General features: G+C 66.4%; 13 protein-coding genes and 2 pseudogenes. 9 read left to right on the forward strand and 6 right to left on the reverse strand.

Annotated elements, in window-relative coordinates; genetic code table 11:
• Nucleotides 1–127: 127 nt before the first annotated feature.
• Genes ON26_RS13940 through ON26_RS13950 form a run of 3 tightly spaced genes read right to left on the reverse strand, consistent with a single transcriptional unit; the run spans nt 128 to nt 3935 of the window.
• Nucleotides 128–475 carry a Pepco domain-containing protein gene (locus ON26_RS13940; RefSeq protein WP_040796554.1) on the reverse strand — a complete coding sequence of 116 codons (348 nt, stop codon included), beginning with the start codon at nt 473–475 and terminating at the stop codon, nt 128–130.
• Nucleotides 472–1656, reverse strand: coding sequence for a CHAT domain-containing protein (locus ON26_RS13945; protein ID WP_040796555.1), 1185 nt, complete (start codon nt 1654–1656; stop codon nt 472–474). Before ON26_RS13945 ends, ON26_RS13940 begins: the two co-directional genes overlap by 4 nt.
• Before the next feature lie 26 nt (nt 1657–1682).
• Nucleotides 1683–3935, reverse strand: a complete 2253-nt coding sequence (locus ON26_RS13950) for a hypothetical protein (protein ID WP_157171894.1) — start codon at nt 3933–3935, stop codon at nt 1683–1685.
• A 176-nt stretch (nt 3936–4111) separates the two neighbouring features.
• Between ON26_RS13950 and ON26_RS13955 the strand changes: the two genes are divergently transcribed.
• Nucleotides 4112–4678: a dihydrofolate reductase family protein gene (locus ON26_RS13955; protein WP_040796631.1), complete on the forward strand. Its 567-nt coding sequence runs from the start codon at nt 4112–4114 to the stop codon at nt 4676–4678.
• Between the two features lie 142 nt (nt 4679–4820).
• Here the strand turns inward: ON26_RS13955 and ON26_RS13960 are convergent, their stop codons facing one another.
• Complete coding sequence (locus tag ON26_RS13960) at nt 4821–6185, reverse strand: purine-cytosine permease family protein (protein ID WP_040796557.1); 1365 nt, start codon at nt 6183–6185, stop codon at nt 4821–4823.
• Nucleotides 6186–6310: 125 nt separating this feature from the next.
• A pseudogene (locus ON26_RS13965) lies at nt 6311–6750 on the reverse strand (NAD-dependent epimerase/dehydratase family protein); the annotation flags it as partial.
• Between the two features lie 744 nt (nt 6751–7494).
• On the opposite strand from ON26_RS13965, the gene ON26_RS13970 reads away from it, so the two are divergent.
• From ON26_RS13970 to ON26_RS13990, 5 genes and pseudogenes are all read left to right on the forward strand, one after another.
• Nucleotides 7495–9957, forward strand: a complete 2463-nt coding sequence (locus ON26_RS13970; protein ID WP_051027056.1) for an FHA domain-containing protein — start codon at nt 7495–7497, stop codon at nt 9955–9957.
• Nucleotides 9958–10042: 85 nt separating this feature from the next.
• Nucleotides 10043–10219, forward strand: a pseudogene (locus ON26_RS13975) (phosphoribosyltransferase); the annotation flags it as partial.
• Nucleotides 10220–10280: 61 nt separating this feature from the next.
• Nucleotides 10281–11492: an Nramp family divalent metal transporter gene (locus tag ON26_RS13980; protein WP_040796632.1), complete on the forward strand. Its 1212-nt coding sequence runs from the start codon at nt 10281–10283 to the stop codon at nt 11490–11492.
• Nucleotides 11493–11816: 324 nt separating this feature from the next.
• A complete protein-coding gene (locus ON26_RS13985) occupies nt 11817–12350 on the forward strand; it encodes a VOC family protein (RefSeq protein ID WP_040796633.1) in 534 nt (177 codons plus the stop codon).
• Nucleotides 12351–12449: 99 nt separating this feature from the next.
• Nucleotides 12450–13226, forward strand: coding sequence for a phytanoyl-CoA dioxygenase family protein (locus ON26_RS13990; protein ID WP_051027057.1), 777 nt, complete (start codon nt 12450–12452; stop codon nt 13224–13226).
• 77 nt (nt 13227–13303) lie between these two features.
• On the opposite strand, the gene ON26_RS13995 is transcribed toward ON26_RS13990, so the two are convergent.
• Nucleotides 13304–14149, reverse strand: a complete 846-nt coding sequence (locus tag ON26_RS13995; RefSeq protein ID WP_051027058.1) for a helix-turn-helix transcriptional regulator — start codon at nt 14147–14149, stop codon at nt 13304–13306.
• Nucleotides 14150–14287: 138 nt separating this feature from the next.
• Here ON26_RS13995 and ON26_RS14000 point away from each other — a divergent pair, with 138 nt between their 5' ends.
• The 3 genes from ON26_RS14000 to ON26_RS14010 all read left to right on the forward strand — a co-directional run bounded on the left by ON26_RS14000 (nt 14288) and on the right by ON26_RS14010 (nt 18624).
• The gene (locus ON26_RS14000) at nt 14288–15067 is read left to right on the forward strand and encodes an NAD(P)H-dependent oxidoreductase (protein ID WP_040796560.1); all 780 of its coding nucleotides are present in this window, start codon (nt 14288–14290) and stop codon (nt 15065–15067) included.
• Nucleotides 15068–15490: 423 nt separating this feature from the next.
• Entirely contained in the window at nt 15491–16831 is a 1341-nt protein-coding gene (locus ON26_RS14005) for a wax ester/triacylglycerol synthase family O-acyltransferase (protein WP_040796561.1), read from the forward strand.
• 26 nt (nt 16832–16857) lie between these two features.
• Complete coding sequence (locus ON26_RS14010; RefSeq protein ID WP_083884085.1) at nt 16858–18624, forward strand: adenosylcobalamin-dependent ribonucleoside-diphosphate reductase; 1767 nt, start codon at nt 16858–16860, stop codon at nt 18622–18624.
• Nucleotides 18625–18672 lie beyond the last annotated feature (48 nt).

Here is an 18672-nt window from a genome sequence, read left to right on the forward strand (position 1 = left end):
CTGTCCGACTATGCGGGGGTGCCGGACTCCGCAGCTCCTGCCGGATCGCCGATCACCGCGTCGGCCGAGCTGTAGCGGCCTCCCACGATGTTCGGGTGACAGCGCGGGCTCGAGGATCGCTCCGCGGCTATTTCCTGAAGGTGAATGTGAGTCCGCTCTTGCCCGCGAGTTCGCCACCGGTCCCGAGCAGCGAGAGTTGACCTTTCGCGCTCACTTCGACATTCACCTGAACCTCGTGCAGGCTGTACTCGCCCGCAGTGGCGCCGACGCCTGCGATCACCTCACGAATCGAGTCCATGAACTCCACAACGCGCTCACGGAGCAGATCGGTGGGGATTTCGCTTCTGCCATAACGGAAGTCGTCACCCCTCTTGAACAGCGAACGTTCGACACGCCCGTCGGAGTCTTCACGCCCGAAGATGCCGATCGTCTTCGAGGCGTTGCCTTCGGGTGCGCTTCCGGTGGTTTCGGTCACTTGACCTTCCCTTTCGATTCGTTGATTGTCAGGTCGGTATTGCCGTATACGGTGTAGGCGAGGCCGATCGGATTGCCGAAGGCGTCGAGCAGATAGTTCCGCGCGCGATGCACCGCATCGCCGAGAGTGGCGCCGTCGAGCAGTTCTCGATAGAACGTCCGAGAGAACTCGGCTGCTTCTTCGTCGGGAATCGCGATCTCGGTGCCGATACAGCCTCGGTTTCCGTTCTGCATGAACATCTGTGGGAACGACACCGAGCTGAGCGGGTCCACTCGCGATGAGCCGCAGGCATTGAGAACGATCAACGGCATATCCGGGACATCTCGCACTCTGCTGGCACTCAGTCGAACGAGGTGCTCTCCGAGATCCCCCAAGGTGAGGTTGAGATCGCGGCCAGCTCCGCGGAGTTCGAGCTGGTAGTCGAGCGGATCTGTCGTGGTGGTGTCACAGTGGCACGAAAAGTGCTGGATCTGGTCGGCATCGGGATCGTAGATCCGCTCGGCGACATCCACACCGCGCTGTTCGGCATCCGGATACGGACCGAGCACCGACAGTTTCGCGCGGCCGTCGGTGGTGAACCATCGGTACTCGCGTTCGGCACCGACCAGGGACTCGTAGTGCAGGTAGCGCAGCACCACCTTTCCGTCCGGGTCCAGTGCCAGATAATTGCTGCCCGTCGAGAGCGGTATCGGCAGGATGCGCCGCCTCACGACACAGCTGAACCCCACGAAAGAGCGGCATTTCGTGACGAAATCAGCACGCCCTCGGATGTCGTCCGCGCACGCGCCGATATCGAAGAAGGGCAGGTACTCGAGCGGCAGCAAGCGGTCCGTATCGCCGAGACATTCGACGACGGCGGTGTAGTCGGGGTTGCGCCACGCAGGAATCGCGGTTGTCCAGAAAGCCTGCAACTCTTGAATCACGTTGGGCTGGTTGCCGATCAGTGCGAAGATCATGCGCCGTCCCATGCTCCCGAGCGCCTGAGCCAGGGCCGGGAGATCGGCATCGTCGACGCGCACCGCGGAAATCAGCCGTTTGACCTCGGTCAGGCCCTGATCGAGCTGGCGGCGGACAGCGGCGATCCGGCCCAGGTCGGGCAGCGTGAACCGGACGCTGCCGACCTGGCATCCCGGCGCTTCGAACTCGACCCGCAGTCCCCGGCGGGTGTGCACCAGCAGCACTCGGACGGCAGGACCGCGTAAGAAAGTCACTGTTCTCCTCTGGAAGACTGTTCCGACGCGCGGGTGTCGACCGCAATCGCGATAGCCTGCACCAGCCGCCCTGACTGGTACAGCTGCAACCATGCCTCGTGCACAGCTTCGATGTCCGGAAGTTCGAGCTCGACCACACCGCTCTGTTCGCCGTTCAGCCGCAACACTCGAAGGGTCTGGCGCCGCGGCGATGGCGTCATCGTCGCGCTGTCGAGCAGAATGTCGAAATGTGCGAAGGCTTCGGTTTTCCGGCCTTCTATCGTGATCGTCTCGAGAGCGACGAAACTGTGGGAACCGGCCGCGCCACGATCGGGGGCGGAGTTGCGAGCAGCTTGGTCAGCCAGGACCGAAACGGACAATCCGACGGCCGTGCCGGGGGGTGCGCAAATGACTCCCGCCGCGTTGCGACGAACGTTTTTGTCCTCGCCCTCGAGTTCGACCACCACGTAGCCGGTGAATTCGACCAGGGAAGGCCCAGCCATCGCTGCCCGCACGGCCTCGGCAATGGACGCGTCCATGCGCGTTTGCAGTGTCGCCAATGCCTCGGCGACCTGCGTGTCGAGGCGTGTGGCCGGGGCACGGGCCAGTTCTCGCAGTTCGGACTTCACCTCGGCGATGAAGGTTGACGTTAGTTGATCGGTGGCATTCGGTGTCGGGGCGTTGCTCGTGGTATTCGTTCCTCCTGCCGCTGCTCCGCGCCCCACATCGAGCGCCGCAAGCAGCAGACCGGTCGACGAGACACCTTCGAGCAGGTCACCCATCGCTACCAATTCCGCCTGGGTCGCCGGCACCTCCATGTGTAGCGCACGGAGGAGTTCCACCCGGTACACCCCGATCGCCACCGCTCGCTGAGCATAGGCGAGCTCCAGCCTGCTCCGCCCGGCGACCAGTGCGAACGCCAAAAATGTCAGCGACACAGCCGCATACGAGTACAGCGACGCGGCCACGAACGTGAGCGCCGCGGCGGCAGCGCTCGCCACGATGACTCGCGACAAGGCCACACCGCGGTCCAGCCATGCAATCCTTCCACGCACGAACGGCGGGACGACCAATTCGATCCCGGGCCAGATTCGATCTATCACAACGCCGGCGTCACGTGCCGTGGCGAGGTTGACCGCGATCGTCGCGGTACCGACCAAGAGCCGCGACATCCCCAACCCGGATCCCCGACGGATGACCGAGCGCGCCTGCATGTGCTCATCTCGCCGATTCTCTCGCCGTTCATAATCGTGTATCAATGAACGGATCTCGGCTTCACTGCCCAATCGCCCGGTGCGGTGCAACCGCGCCTCGAGTTCGCGGTATTCGGCGGCGGAACAGGTGCGCCGCACACGCTCGAGGAGGTCCTCGGCCGATCGCATCGCGGGTCTACCGTCGTCGGTGCGACGAGACCGTTCCAGGTCGCGAGCTACGGAAGCGGCGAGATCGGCCGCATCTGTTCGCGCATCACGGGCTAGTTCCTCGATGTCGATGACAGACTCGACGGTAGGTCGCAGCGTTCTCACGATAACGGATTGAACGACCCACTGGAGCACGGAAACCAGCGCGATGATCGATACCATCACTTCGGAGCCGGGATTCGGCACACCGAGCCGCTCGGTCAGCGGGCCGGCCGCGACTACCGATGTCGCGACAGCCACAACCGGTCCTATCCATCCGATTTCCATCGGAACGGGGATGCGACTCACCGGCCGCGTAAATGGCCACGACACCCGGTTGAACCAGCCCGGCCTGAACGATTCGAAAATATAGTCTCCGAGCGCGACTACGACCACAGAACCAATTGCTACGACGACACCTCCCCAGATGGCGCGCCCGTTGTCATTGAGCAGGGCCGCTCCGATGCTGCTCCCCGCCGACACCACGAGGATGCCGGACGCTGCGAGGACCAGTCGCACGGTGCCTTCCGGAGGCGACTCGAACCACACGGCCAAGAGTGTGACGACCAGTACCACCGTGCTGAAGATCCATGCGGGTACCACCGCGCCGACCGAGATCAATGCCCAGGGGCTCGTCGCGGCACCCATTATCGTCGGTGCGATCGTTGCCGCACGCCACGCCCGCGGATGTGCGGCGCTGTGACGGGACAGCAGCACCCACAGGGAGACAATGCCAACCAGTCCGGAAACACCGGCACACCACGCAAGCCATGTCAGGGTGGAGCCGGTCAGCAGCACTGCCCCACCCGCGGCCGCCGAACCGATGGCCACCGCCCCGGTCGCCACGGTGACCGGGGTGCTCCGTTCCATCCACCAATGAGATCACGACCGCGTGCCGACCGGAAGGGTGGTCGGCCCACGAATACCGCAGTGCCGCTCGGGTATTCGCTGCTGTCGGGCTCCGAGGGCTGCCGATCGCTACGGGGAGCATTCGAATCTCTCGTAGCGTCGCGATGATTTCTGACCTCCGGGGCCGTCTGATCATCATGGGCACACTCATCTATGGCTTCAACGTCTCGGTGGACGGATACATCGCCGACGCGCAAGGCAGCCTCGACTGGTCGGATCCGAGCGACGAGCTCCTTCAGTACTGGAACGATTTCGAGCGGGAGACCGCCCTGTCGTTCTACGGGCGGCGGCTCTACGAACTGATGTCCGCGTACTGGCCGACCGCTGACGAGGCTCCGGACGCCACCCCTCGGACCGTCGACTTCGCGCGCATCTGGCGCGACATGCCCAAGGTCGTGTTCTCACGCACCCTGGAGTCGGTCGACTGGAACTCCCGCCTGGAGCGCGGAGACCCGGTCGAGGTGGTGAGGAAGCTGAAAGCCGAGACCGACGGTCGACTGGAAGTGGCAGGCGCGACACTGGCCGCACCGATCGTGCGGGCCGGACTGGTGGACGAGTACCGGATCGTGGTCACGCCCACGGCCGTCGGCGGCGGCACGCCGTTCTTCCCGACACTGCCGTCATGGATATCACTGCGGTTGTTGGAGAACCGCACTTTCCCGGGTGGCGCGGTGCTGCTGCGCTACGAGGCGAAGCGCGACTGACGTAGCCGGGACTCGGTGCGCAGCCGGGCATGGACGCGGGCGGTGTCGGCGGGGATCGTCCACGCCGACACCGCGCCGTCGACGCAGTAGACGCGATGGCGTTGACACGCCCGGTCTTCGGCCCATGCGGCAGCGGGGATACTTACTTCGTTGCGCGACGGCGCTCGGTGATCGCGCCGAGCGCCCACGCCGCGACGACGGCGGCCAGGAACGACAGCAGCGACGCGCTCATCCACGGCTGCTTGGTGAAGTGCAGCCATTCCTGCACGCGCACCCAGAATTCGGTCCACACACCGGCGTCGCCGGGGTTGACCACCTGGTAGACCGACAGCCCGATGAGCCAGGCCGCGATCATGCTCCACCGCGACGGCGCGTCGGCGTCGGTGTTCCAGTCGCCGCGGGCGCGCAGGAAGAAGTCGGCCGCGAGCACGCCGAGCAGCGGCACGAACACCGAGCCGATGAGGCCGAGGAAGCCGAAGTAGTCGTCCATGTCCAGCCGCAGCGCGAGCAGCGTGATGAAGACGCCCAGCCCGATCGACAGCACCCGCCGGTCCATCCGCGGCGCCAGGTTCTGGATCGAGACGGCCGTGGAGTAGACGTTGGCGAAGGACTGATCCGCCTCGCGCACGACCAGGATGAGGAAGAACACCGCGCCGAGCGTGACGGTCAGGAAGGGCCCGTAGGTGCCGTCGCCGGTGGCCAGCGCCAGCGCGAACAGGCCGAGGATGTAGGCGAGGATCTGGGTGAGGGCGTAGGCGCCGCTCGCCGCGCCGAAGGCCGCACCTGTGCTGCGCGAATACCGGGTGTAGTCGGCGGCCACCGGCACCCAGGAAATCGACACCGCCAGCGCCGCGTCGGTGGCGATCCAGAACAGGTTCCAGTCGGATCCGAAGGGGCCGGACCCGCCGGGGCCGGGATCGGCGGTCAGATCGGGCAGGCCCGCCCGGAAGAACTGGACGTAGAACCAGATCAGGGCGATCGCGACTCCGATGGTGACGAATCGCCGCAGAATGCGCACGGATCCCAGCGGCCAGATGGTGAGCACCGTGGTCAGCACGCCCGCCAGGACCACATACAGCCAGTGCGGCCCGCCGCCGAACAACTCCTCGGCCGCGTTGCCGATGACGATCAACTCGAAGGTGCCCCACCCGATCAACTGGGCGATGTTCAACACCGTGGGCACATAACTCGGCTTTGCCCCGAACAATCCACGCAGCAGCATCATCGCCGGTTTGCCGGTGCGTGCGCCCGGTATCGCCGACAGCCCCAACATGAGCCCGCCGACCACCGTGCCCACGATCATCGCGACGATCCCCGCCGCGATCGAGATCTGCGCCGCCCCTTCGGCATCCGGCGCGAGCACCGTATACGCGCCGGAGAAGGCGAACAAGCTGACGCCGAGGTTGGCCCAGAACGCGCCCTGATCCCAGAACGACAGCACCCGGGGCGCGGGTTCGTCGAGGGTGAGCGGCGCCTCGTTTACGCCCGCGCCGACAGTGGACGCCATACCGCTACCTACTCCCTACGCCGGCATTACCCGGACAGGTTCTGCGGTCGGCGCGCTCGGGCGCACCCTCTCAGCCCGGCCGTTGTCCGAGCTCCCGCGGTGATCTACCGGGCGAATAGTACACACAAGCCGGCATCGAGGTCGGCGCGAAGTCGGGGCGGTGGCACCGTAGCGATGGAATCGGCCGTACGGTAACGGCCTTCGCCGTAGACAACCATCGAGGAGGCGAGCACCAGTCGACGGCACCGGGCTCGGGTCATGGCGGCGAGCAGCACCGCGGTGCCGAGGTCGTTGTGGCTGGCGTAGGCGGGTGCGTCCTGGGCACTCACGCCCGCGCCGACCACGCCGCCTGGTGGCAGACCGCATCGACGCCGACCAGGCGCGCGTCCAGCGCCTCCGGGTCACGCACGTCCACCAGGTCGACGCCGTCCGGCGGTTCCGCTCCGCGGCCGTGCGCGGCGGCCAGCACGAGATCGATCGCGACCACCTCGTGGCCGCTGTCCTGCAGCGTGCGCCGGATATGGGAGCCGATGAATCCGGCCGCGCCGGTCAGCAGAATACGCATCACAGAGCCGTTGTCGAAGGTGCGTCCATGATCATGATTCTGGTCCGCCACAGCCGGGTTCACAGCCGTTGCGAGCCGTTTCGACGGTTCGTAAGAATTCGGTCATATTTGCCGCGAGCAGTGCAAGCCGGTCATCGAGCGGTCATATTTGCCGGACGGATTCTGGGTGATACCGCCGAGCCGCGCGTGGACGCGCGAATGGTATCCGGATCCGGCCACCGCGCACCTCGACCGAACGTCGCGGGAATCTCGCGGGGCCACCCCGTCGGCGTTCGTCGACACGCCACGCCACTGCCGAACGGATTCCGCTGGGCACATCGCCGCCGCCGTCTCCGACGATCGGCAGATGAGCAGGCACGGGGGCGAATCCGGGCTCTGCGCCGACATCGATCAGCCGCAATACGAGATCACCGCTCTCGAGAAGGTGGCCGAACCGCGGCCAACCCGACGGCCGCGACCGAGAGCCGGCAGAGATCGAAACAGCTCACGCAAATATTCCGCCTCGACAGCGCGCACAATTTCTATCGAAACGTTATTGCAAATTCGACATACTCTTCGTCTGCGCCGACATCGGCGGATTCGCTACACGGAAGGATCCGGTCGTTCCGGCTCGCCAGGTACGTTATCGCAGGTCAGCGCGGTGCAGCCGCCGGGTGCGAAACCGAGACGAAGCGGACGTCGCAGGGGGTGTGGTCGGGAGTCGACCATTGCGGTCGTAGTGCGGAACGGCCGTATAATTCCGTCATGGCGGCTAAAAATTCCTCCACGGAATTGTCCGACTCGCCCGTTCTGGTGGTGCAGACGCGAGAACGCGTCTACCGATTACGCGCCGGGGGCGCATATAATATCGGCCGCGATCCCGACGCCGACATCGTCGTCACCGATCCGCGGGTCTCTTCTTTGCACGCGGTCCTGGAGCGCGGAGCGGATGGTTGGGAAATCGAGGACGCGCACAGCCGCAACGGCACATTTTTCGATGGTCGTCGCGTCGAGCGGATGGTGATCGATCACGACGAGACCTTCCAGCTCGGACACGCTATGGACGGTGAGCAGTTGGCCTGCTCGCTGGAAACTCCACCGGGCCACGAGTCGCAGACGGATGGCGATCGGGGCGGTGACACCATGGTCGTCCCTGATCCCGGTTACGACCTCGATGATGAGGCGACGGTCACCCAGTTCGACCCGGGTCTGCCTCGGCGTGTGTCGCGGTCGTCGCCTCCGGCGGCCCGTCCGAGTGCGGTGGTCCGGATCGTGTCGGGCACGCTGCGGATGGGGCGCGCCGCCGACAACGACATCGTCGTGCCCGATCTCATGGTCTCCCGCCATCACGCCGAACTGCGAGTGATCAGCGAAGGCCGGTACCGGGTGGTCGACCTCGACAGCCACAACGGCACCTACGTCAACGGTTCCCGTGTCGAGGCCGCGGACCTTTCGGAGTCCGACCTGATCGGCATGGGCCACACCAGTTACCGGCTGGTTGGCAACGAGCTGCGGGAGTCCGTCGACACGGGTGACATCTCGGTCTGCGTGCAGGATCTCATCGTGCGGACACCCGAGGGCAAAGTGCTGCTCGATGAGGTGACATTCCCCATTCCGCATCGCTCACTCGTCGGCGTCATCGGACCCAGCGGAGCGGGCAAGTCGACGCTGCTGGGCGCGGTCACGGGACTACGGCCGGCGACCGAGGGCACCGTCCGCTACGACGGACGCGACCTCTACACCGATTACGAAGAACTCCGGCACCGCATCGGACTGGTCCCGCAAGAGGACATCCTGCACAACCAGCTCCCGACCCGGCGCGCCCTGCTGTACGCGGCTGAACTGCGCTTCCCCGGCGACACACGCCCGGAAGAGCGCGAACAGCGAGTCGACGAAGTCCTCGCCGAACTCGGCCTGACCAAGCACGCCGACACCCGCATCGACCAACTGTCCGGCGGGCAACGCAAACGCGTCAGCGTCGCACTGGAGCTGCTGACCAAGCCGTCGCTGCTGTTCCTCGACGAACCGACCTCCGGGCTCGACCCCGGCCTGGACAAGACGGTCATGGAAATGCTGTCCGAACTCGCCCACGACGGACGCACCGTCATCGTCGTCACCCACAGCGTCGCCAATCTCGAGGCCTGCGACCGGCTCCTGGTGCTGGTCCCCGGCGGCCGGCTGGCCTACTACGGGCCGCCCGCGGAGGGATTGCAGCAGTTCGGGCAGCGCACCTGGGCGGAAGTGTTCCAGGCCTTCGACCGCGAGGAAGACCGCGACTGGGCCGGTGAATTCCGGGACTCTCCACGGTTCCAGCACTACGCGGCGGTCGGACCGATCGAGGAAGTCGGCCCGGGGCCGACCCACCGCCCACCGGCACCGCCGCCCGCGCCGCAATCCAAGCACAGCCAGCTCAGCACACTGTGCAGGCGATACCTCGCGGTCATCGCTTCGGATCGAAGCTATTTGGCGCTGCTGGGCGTGATGCCGCTGTTGCTGGGCGGGTTGATCGCCGCAGTGCCTGCGGGCGAAGGGTTCACCGGCGCGCCGGGGACCAACACCGATGCCCCCACCAAACTCATGATCCTGGTATTCGGCGCCTGCTTCGTCGGCACCGGCAACTCGATTCGCGAGATCGTCAAGGAACAGACGATCTACCGCAGAGAACGCGCGGCAGGACTGTCGCCAGGGGTCTATCTGATGTCGAAAGTCCTGGTCTTGGGCGTGATCACCGTCCTCCAGGCGGCGGTGTTGTTCCTGATCGGCACCATCGGCGAGAGCTTTCCGCCGAAAGGGATTTTCACCTCGGTCCAGCTGGAGCTGATCTCGGCGATGGCGCTGCTCGGCGTCGCGTCGCTGGCACTGGGCTTGCTGGTCTCGGTGTCGGTGAACACCTCGGAGAAGACGCTGCCACTGCTGATCGTGCTGTCCATGGCACAACTGGTGCTCACCGGCGGGCTGGTGCGGCTACCCGGCACACTCGTGCTCGAGCAACTGTCCTACCTCTCGCCGTCGCGGTGGGGCTACGGCGCGGGAGCCGCGACACTCGACCTCGACACCCTCTCACCGCACGATGGTGGACCGGACCCGCTGTGGAAACACACCCTCGGCACCTGGCTGCTCGACATGGGAGTCGTCGCCGGTCTCGCGGCCGTCTTCCTCGCGCTGGCCTGGTACCGCCTCTACCAGTTGCGGCCACGGCGGCGCGGTGCCCGACCGGCCAAGATCTGACGCCGACGACAGGCGTAGTTCAGCGGCAGCAGTGCAGGAGTGAGGACGATCCATCATGTTCGATCAAGACGTCCGCATACCGTGCGGCGGTCACGATCAGGAGGTGCTCGAACTCAACCGAGAAGCGGCGCGCACCATGCCCTGCGCGGTCACGGTGACGGTGGTGCCCGGCGCCACCCATCTGTTCAGCGAACCCGGCGCGCTGGAGCAGGTCGCCGAACCGGCCCGCGACTGGCTGGTCGCACAGTTGACTTCTCGGTGAGCGGCGGTGATGGTGACCGTCCGTGGGCACGACCGCCTTCGTGTCTCGGCGCACCACACTGATGCGAGTTCGTTCGGCGGCTGCGCTCCTCGGGCCGGCGTTCGTCGCAGCGATCGCGTATGCCGATCCCGGCAATGTCGCCGCCAATATCAGTGCCGGCGCGCGGTTCGGATACCTGCTGGTGTGGGTCATCGTGGTGGCCGACGCGATGGCGGGGCTGGTGCAGTTCCTGTCCGCGAAGCTGGGGCTGGTGACGGGCCGAACTCTGCCGGAGATGGTCAGGGCGCACACGAACAGACCCATGCGGCTGGCGTACTGGGCTCAAGCCGAAACCGTCGCCATGGCTACAGACCTCGCCGAAGTCGTGGGCGGCGCGATCGCACTGAATATGTTGTTCGGCCTTCCGCTCATCGTGGGCGGCGTTCTCACCGGGATCGCATCGATGTTGCTACTCGCCGTACAGAACAGGTGGGGGCAACAACCGTTCGAACGGTTCGCGATAGGCCTGCTGACCGTCGTCGCCTTGGGTTTTGTCGTCAGTGCGGTCATGGCGCGCCCGTCGATATCCGACGCGGTCGGCGGCACGGTGCCGCGTTTCCAGGGGACGGAGAGCATGCTACTGGCCGCGGCCATCATGGGTGCGACGGTGATGCCGCACGCGGTGTATCTGCATTCCGGTTTGGTCCGTGACCGCCACGGCCATCCGAGTAGTCGCTCGGACCGCACCCGGCTACTACGGGCGACCCGCGGTGATGTCGCTCTGGCCATGCTGCTGGCCGGTGCGGTCAATCTGGCTATGCTGCTGCTGGCTGCCGGTACTTTGCACGGCCACATGGAAGGCGCCTCGCTCGAAGCCGCGCACGCGGGGATCCGTGATGCGCTGGGCCCGGCGGCGGGATTGTTGCTCGCCATCGGCCTGCTCGCCTCGGGTGTGGCCTCGACCTCGGTCGGTGCCTACGCCGGCGCAATGATCATGCAGGGTCTGCTCCACCGGCGCGTCGCGCTGATCACGCGCCGACTGATCACGCTCGTTCCCGCATTCGTGGTTCTTGCCGCCGGCGCCGATCCGACCCAGGCGCTCATCATCTCGCAGGTGATCCTGTCGTTCGGTATACCGTTCGCATTGATCCCACTGGTGTACTTCACCAGCAATCGGACCTTGATGGGTGCCGACGCAAACCATCGGAGCACCACCCTGGTCGCCTGGCTGGTGGCCGCCGTCGTCACCGCTCTCAACGTTGTACTGCTCTCGCTCACGGTGGCCGGAAGCTGAACGTCTCCGACGACGCGTGCGACGAAAGGAGTTGGCGCGCCGGCATGCCGCGGGTGTGGAACCGGTCGACGAGTTCTAGCGGCAAGCGCAGACAGTCCACGCAAGGTTCGAGCGGTCGGGCGAGTATGGGAGCAAGTCAACAGAATTCGCGCTGCGCTCGGGACTCGACGAACGGGTGGCATCCGCGCGGCACGACGTGGCAATGGCGGATCGGGTTCGCAGATCGAGGGATGTGACTGATTCTTCCAGAACTCACCGAGGGAATTAGCCTTGTTGTGGGGCTTCGACGGCCCCGATGAACCGAACTCGAAGCGGGAGGCGACGATGGCGGTACGAGGCCTGAATCACGCGGTGCTGTACGTGTCCGATGTAGCGCGCAGCGTCGACTTCTACACCACGGTGCTCGGATTCGAGAAGCTTCCGATCGACTATCCCGGGGTGGCGTTCCTGCGCGGCGCGAATTCGGCCAACGATCACGATCTCGGTTTGTTCCGGGCGACCGGGGCGCGCGGCGCGGACGGATCGGTGGGGCTCTACCATCTGGCGTGGGAGGTCGAGACGCTGGCGGAGATGGTGGCCACGCGCGACCGTATGACTGCGGCGGGAGCATTGAGCGGTGCTGCGAACCACGCGGCCACGAAGGCGCTGTACGGGCGCGACCCGGACGGCATCGAATTCGAGGTGACCTGGCTGGTTCCGGATCATCTGGTGGAGGCCGAACTCGTCGTTCCGGTGCCGCCGACCCGCCCGCTCGACCTCGATGCCGAGATCGAGCGCTACGGCCTGCACACCCCTGGCGGTCCTCGGACGGACCGGAACCTTTACGCGCGTCTCGCGGCGCTCGTGAAAGGTGAATGAAATTCCCGACGATCCGCGCGCTCGGCTTCGCAGTACCGAGTCGCGCGCCACCCGGAAAACCTGTTGATGCTCCTGTAGTCGGCATGGAGTATCACTGTTGTGAACCAGGTCCTGGACAGCGCGGCGGTCGAGCGCTTCATCACCGATGGCTTCGTGAAGATCCCCGCGGCCTTCGATCGCGAGATCGGACAGCGGTGCGCGGTAGAGCTGTGGGATCGGATCGGTCCGCGCGCCGAGGATCCGGCATCGTGGACCGAGTCGTTGATCTGGGTGCCGGGCATGAGTTCGCCCGCGTTCACCGAGGTGGCCAACACCGATGTGCTGGTGTCGGCCTATGACGCGTTGGTGGGGCCGGGCCGATGGCGGCCGCGGCTCGGTATGGGCACGTTCCCGCTGCGGTTCCCCAGCACCGAACCCCCGGAGGCAGCGGGATGGCATGTCGAGGCGTCCTTTGCCGACGACGAGGGAGTTCCGCGGCTGAGTCTGCATTCGCGTGGTCGCGCGCTGCTGATGTTGTTCCTGTTCTCCGATGTCGGTGAGGACGATGCGCCGACGCTGATTCGTGTCGGGTCGCATCTTGCGGTGCCGTCGTTCCTGGCCGACGCGGGCCCGGAGGGGCGGGCGTGGATGGATGTTTGTACCGACGTCGTGCCTGCCACCGAGGACTATCGGGTGGTCTCGGCGACCGGCCGGATCGGCGACGTCTTCCTGTGCCATCCGTTTCTCGTGCATTCCGCGCAGGCTCATCGTGGTCGGGTGCCGCGTTTCATGGCGCAGCCGCCGCTGGAGCCGGTCGGCGAGCTCGAGCTCGACGGTGATCGGCTGACGCCGGTGGCGGAGGCAGTTCGGCGGGGTTCGACCGCGGTCGATCACTGACCCGACGGGTCGTGCTCGTGTGGTCTGGCGATCTCATCCATGGATAGGTTGGGTCGAATCGTGTCCGGGTAGCACTCTCAGGCGTCGCCGGCGGTGGGGTTCCGATTTACTCGAACGCTGTCTGCGCCCAGACCCGCGAGCAGGCGAAGCCCGTCTTCGGCGGGGCTGCCGGGGGCCGCGGACAGCACGATCAGCTCCATGCCTGATTCGTCCGGTAGGGCGAAGTTCTCCTGGTGCAGTTCCAGCAGCGCGACCAGTGGGTGCCGGTATACCTTGCGTCCATGCGTACGGGCGCGCACGTCGGCGCGGGCCCAGAGGCGGCGGAAGCGCTCGCTGCCCATCGCCAGTTCGCCGATGAGTGAGGCCAGGCGGGGGTCTTCGGGGTATTTGCCCGCGGCCAACCGCAGGTGCCCGACCACGTCGAGCGTGCATGTCTCCCAGTCCGCGTACAGGCCGCGCTCGGCTTTCTCGAGGAAGATGTGCCGCGCGGTGTTCAGGTCCGGTATCGGGCGGCTGAACAGGAGCTCGGCGAGTCGGTTCCCGGCGAGCACCTCCATGCGGTGGTCCATGATCAGCGCGGGTGCGTCGGCGACCAGGTCCAGGACACGCAGCAGATCCGGTCGGACCCTGCCGTTCGGTGCCTTCGTGCGGCGGCGGCGCTGCCGGGCGAGCCGGTAGAGGTGCTCGTGTTCGGTCTCGTCGAGGCCGAGGACGCGGGCGAGCGCGTCGAGGACTTGCTCGGAGGGTTGGGTCGCGCGGCCCTGCTCCAGGCGTACGTAGTAGTCGACGCTGACTCCGGACAGGTGTGCGACCTCTTCACGGCGTAATCCTTCGACCCGGCGGTGCCTGTCGATGGGGATGTCGACGGCCGCCGGGTCGACCCGGGAACGTCGGGTCCGCAGGAAGCCCGCGAGATCGTCCATGCCCCCAGTATGGCGGCGGTGGTGTCGATGAAGGTGGTCCTGCCGTTACCAGGAAGTCCGGTCCGATGGAAGAAGCGCCCGTGAATACCGGGCGCCGCGGCGTCCAGGATCGAAGGCACCTGATCCGAAGGAGTGCCCATGAAGACGCTGATCGTCTACGCCCACCCGGAGCCGAAGTCGCTCAACAGCTCCCTGAAGGACCTCGCGGTGTCCACCTTGGCGACCGCTGGGCACGAGGTACGGGTGAGCGATCTGTACGCGATGAACTGGAAGGCCGTGATCGATGCCGCGGACTACGGCCCGGATGCCTCGAGTCCGCTGCAGGTCGTCCAGGACTCGGGGCGGGCCTTCGACGCCGGGACACTCACCCCGGAGGTGCGCGCCGAGCAGGAGAAGCTGCTGTGGGCCGACACGATCATCTTCCAGTTCCCGCTGTGGTGGTACTCGATGCCCGCGATCCTGAAAGGCTGGGTGGACCGGGTGTTCACCTACCATTTCGCCTACGGCGTCGGCGAGCACAGCGACACCAGGTATGGCGAGCCGTACGGCGAAGGCACCCTCGCGGGGCGGCGAGCCGTGCTTTCGGTGACCATCGGCGGCCAGGGGTCGCATTACAGCGCTCGCGGAATCAACGGCCCCATCGACGATCTGCTGTTCCCGATCCAGCACGGCATCCTCTTCTACCCCGGCATCGAGGTGCTGCCGCCGTTCGTGGTGTACGGCGCCGACCGGATGACCGGCGAGGACTACCCGGACGTCGCCGAGGCCTGGGAGCAGCGCCTGCTCACCCTGGATTCGACCGAGCCGATTCCGTTCCGGCGGCAGAACTTCGGTGATTATCAGCTCCCCTCGCTGCACCTGAAGGAGGGATTGGAACCCATGGGGCGCACGGGCTTCGGGCTGCACGTGCGCGGCTAGCAGGATCGCCGAAGTGAACCGCCGTGCTCACCGAGGCGGGATCGACGCTTCTGTCGTTCCACCCGCATCCTCACGGCACCGGCGGCGAAGACTCTTGATCTTGACGGTTACGGTCCCGATCAGCGAGGCCGAAGAGCAAGAAAACGTCAAGAAGGTCGAAGCCGAGCCGGGAGAGTGATCCCAGCGAGACCACACGGGCGGAGGTGGCGTGATCTGCTATGTCGCTGCTACGCCCGCTGCGATGCGGGGCCCTTCCGAACTCCCGAGGCGCAGGGCCAGGCGCCTTCTCGGGGCGAACGTCACCTGCGGTGATTACCTTGGCATCTACGCATGTTCTCCGGCGTGGGCGAGGATTCCGGGTGACAGTGGCAATTTCTCGGAGGCGGGCAGTGGCCGCGGTGACTGCCGGGACAGGCGTTCACGATGACGAAATTGAGCCCGCTGGACGCGGGATTCATGGAGGTGGAAGACACCGTTCGCCATGTCGGTCTCGGGATCGGTGTCGTCGCGATCGTCGGGGGAGCGCCACCCACACGAGAGGAATTCCGTGTGGCCGTGGATCGCGGTCTGGAGCGTCACGGGCGACTGCGGCAACGGGTCCGTCGGACACCGCTCGACGTCACCGCGCCCGAATGGGAAGAGGACCCGAATTTCGATCTGGCACACCACATCCGATGGACGGCGTTGCCCGACCCGGGTGACGAGACGGAGCTGCGGGAGCTGGTGGCGACCGAGCTGAGCGAACGACTCGACCGCGACCATCCGCTGTGGAAGGTCGTCGTTGTCGAACATCTGGCCGGCGACCGTTGGGCGATGATCGTGAAGGCGCACCACAGTATGATCGACGGGATTTCCGGGGTCACGCTGTTCAAGAGCTTCTGCGACCCTGATGCCGGGCCGGGCATGGTGCTCGCAGGCGTCGGAGGCCGCGGCCACACGGGCCTGTTCGAATTGGCGGGCCGGGCGGTTCGATTGCCTTACACCATGCCTCGGTTGGCCGTCGGCACTGTGCGGGCTCTGGCTCCGGTGCTGCTGGCGGCGGTCGCGCCGGCGGCCGAGTCTTCGCTGAACGGTCCCATCGGGCAGCAACGCCGCTATGTGGTGGCGCGGGTGTCGTTGCCGGAGGTGCGTGAGATCGGTGCGGCATTCGGCGTGACGGTCAACGACGTCGCTGTCGCCGCCATCGCCGCCGCTTACCGGCGATTGCTGCTGTGCCGAGGCGAGCAGCCCACGGCCGGCAAGATGCGGATCGCGGTGCCGGTGTCGATGCGGACGGCCGAGGCGAAAGATGTGCTGGACAACCGGGTTGCGGCGATGATCGCCGAACTGCCGATCGAGATCGACGAACCGGTCGAACGCCTCATCGCTGTCCACGAGCGGATCGCACGGCATCGGTCCCGCAGCGAACCCGAGGCCGAGAAGTCGCTGCTGTCGCTGGCCACCCGGGTGCCGTCCGCGTTGCTGACGGCGATCTTCCGGATCGCGGCATGGTTCCCCCAGCGGGGGGTCAGCGCCCTGGCGACCAACATTCCCGGGCCGAAGCACCGGCTGACGTTGGGCGGCCGGGAAGTGCTGGAGATCTGGCCGTGCATTCCGATCGCGATGCGGGTGCGCACCACGGTCGCGATCCTCAGCTACGTCGACCAACTGACGTTCGGCATCACCGGCGATTACGACACCACACCCGATATCGAGATTCTCGCCTCGGGCGTCGCGACCGAAATCGCTGTGCTGCTGGCCCATGCGCGCGGACAACCGACGTAGTGCCGCGCGCGGAGGAGGTGTGTGCCATGGTGGACCGGCGCGACGCTGTGGACGACGATCTGGGGCTCACGCCAACCGCGATCGCGGTGCTGGCCGAACGGTGCCTGCGCCGCGATGCGGCCGGGGCGATCTGCGAATCGCCAGGGCAGATGATGGATCGCGTCGCGGTGCACATCGCGGCAGCCGAAGACCGGTATCTGCGGGGCAGTTCGGCCCGTTGGGCCGCGCGTTACTCGGCGCTGCTGCGCGCTCGGGAGTTCCTGCCCAATTCGCCCACCCTGATGAACGCGGGCACACCGTTCGGCGTGCTGTCCGGGTGCTTCGTGTTGCCGATAGCGGACTCACTCGAATCGATCTTCGATACCTTGGGCACCACCGCGCTGCTGCATCAGGCCGGGGCGGGTACCGGGTTCTCCTTCTCGCAACTGCGCAGACGCGGCGATCTCATCGCCTCCAGCGGCGGGCAGGCCAGCGGTCCGGTCTCCTTCATCGAACTGTACGACGCTGCCTCCCGGATAATCCGCCTCGGCGGGCGGCGCCGTGCGGCGAACATGGCAGTGCTCGACGCCCACCATCCCGATATCGAAGACTTCGTCACGGCCAAGGACACGCCTGGCCCGCTACCCACCTTCAATCTCTCGGTCGGTGTCACCGACGACTTCATGCTCGCCGCATCCGAGGACCGGCCGCACCCGCTGATCGACCCACGGACCGGGAAGGTACTGCGGACCATCCCGGCGCGCGCCCTGCTGGATCGGATCGCTGCGTCCGCCTGGCGCGGCGGTGAGCCCGGGCTGCTGTTCCTCGACGCGGTGAACCGCGCCAATCCGGTGCCCGGCCTGGGCAGGCTGGTGGCCACCAACCCTTGCGGCGAGGTGCCGTTGGCGCCCAACGAGTCGTGCAATCTGGGCTCGGTGAACCTCACCGGATTCCTGGCAGGCGACCGGCTCGATGAGCACAGACTGCACGAGACGGTCCGAGCGGCGGTGCGGTTCCTGGACGACGTGATCGACGTCGCCGACTATCCGACCCCCGAGTGCGCCGCCGCGGCCCGGGCGACCCGCAAGATCGGGTTGGGTGTCATGGGTCTGGCCGACACGCTGGCCGCCCTCGGCCTCCCCTACGACAGCGAAGACGCGGTGCGCTTCACCGAGCGGCTGATGACCCGATTCACCCGGTGGGCACACGCGGCCTCATCGGAACTGGCCGTCGAACGCGGCCCGTTCCCACTGTTCACGCGCAGCCGATGGACCACGGGGGTGCCGCTGCGAAACGCGCAGGTGACCTCGATCGCGCCGACCGGAACCATCTCGGTGCTCGCGAACGCCTCCGCGGGTATCGAACCGCTGTACGCCCTCACCTACACCCGGCACATCCTTGGCCGCGACTTCCGTCATGTCGATTCCCGCTTCCGTGCGCGCGCCAGCGAACTGGGCGCCTGGACAGCGGACGTCGAAGCCGAAGTCGCGGCCACCGGAACGATTTCCGCCTGCGCCGGGCTTCCTCAGGAGCTGCGCCGAACCTTCGTCACCGCCCACGAGATCGCCCCCAGCCGGCACATCCGCATGCAGGCCGCCGTGCAGCGGCACATCGACGCCGCCGTCGCCAAGACGATCAACCTACCCGCCGACACCGGCGCCGACGAGGTGCGAAACATTTTCTGGCAAGCCTGGAAAGCGGGTGTCAAAGGCATCACCGTGTACCGATCCGGCAGCAGGCCCGGCCAGGTCCTGCACTGCGTCGATCCCGCCTGCGCCGCGTATCCGGGAGTCGCGGTCGACGGAACTGCCTGATCCTCTGCCGCGGACGACACACCGATCCACGTCGGCCCCGTCTCGGCC

This window comes from Nocardia higoensis NBRC 100133 (assembly GCF_000308595.1).
In the GTDB taxonomy this organism is placed as follows: Bacteria; Actinomycetota; Actinomycetes; order Mycobacteriales; family Mycobacteriaceae; genus Nocardia; species Nocardia higoensis.

Excerpts from the sequence above, each read along its gene's own strand:
- ON26_RS13950 (WP_157171894.1), bottom strand. The coding sequence starts at position 3,935 with ATGGAACGGAGCACCCCGGTCACCGTGGCGACCGGGGCGGTGGCCATC.
- ON26_RS13955 (WP_040796631.1), top strand. The coding sequence starts at position 4,112 with ATGGGCACACTCATCTATGGCTTCAACGTCTCGGTGGACGGATACATC.
- ON26_RS13960 (WP_040796557.1), bottom strand. The coding sequence starts at position 6,185 with ATGGCGTCCACTGTCGGCGCGGGCGTAAACGAGGCGCCGCTCACCCTC.
- ON26_RS13970 (WP_051027056.1), top strand. The coding sequence starts at position 7,495 with ATGGCGGCTAAAAATTCCTCCACGGAATTGTCCGACTCGCCCGTTCTG.
- ON26_RS13980 (WP_040796632.1), top strand. The coding sequence starts at position 10,281 with ATGCGAGTTCGTTCGGCGGCTGCGCTCCTCGGGCCGGCGTTCGTCGCA.
- ON26_RS13985 (WP_040796633.1), top strand. The coding sequence starts at position 11,817 with ATGGCGGTACGAGGCCTGAATCACGCGGTGCTGTACGTGTCCGATGTA.
- ON26_RS13995 (WP_051027058.1), bottom strand. The coding sequence starts at position 14,149 with ATGGACGATCTCGCGGGCTTCCTGCGGACCCGACGTTCCCGGGTCGAC.
- ON26_RS14000 (WP_040796560.1), top strand. The coding sequence starts at position 14,288 with ATGAAGACGCTGATCGTCTACGCCCACCCGGAGCCGAAGTCGCTCAAC.
- ON26_RS14005 (WP_040796561.1), top strand. The coding sequence starts at position 15,491 with ATGACGAAATTGAGCCCGCTGGACGCGGGATTCATGGAGGTGGAAGAC.
- ON26_RS14010 (WP_083884085.1), top strand. The coding sequence starts at position 16,858 with ATGGTGGACCGGCGCGACGCTGTGGACGACGATCTGGGGCTCACGCCA.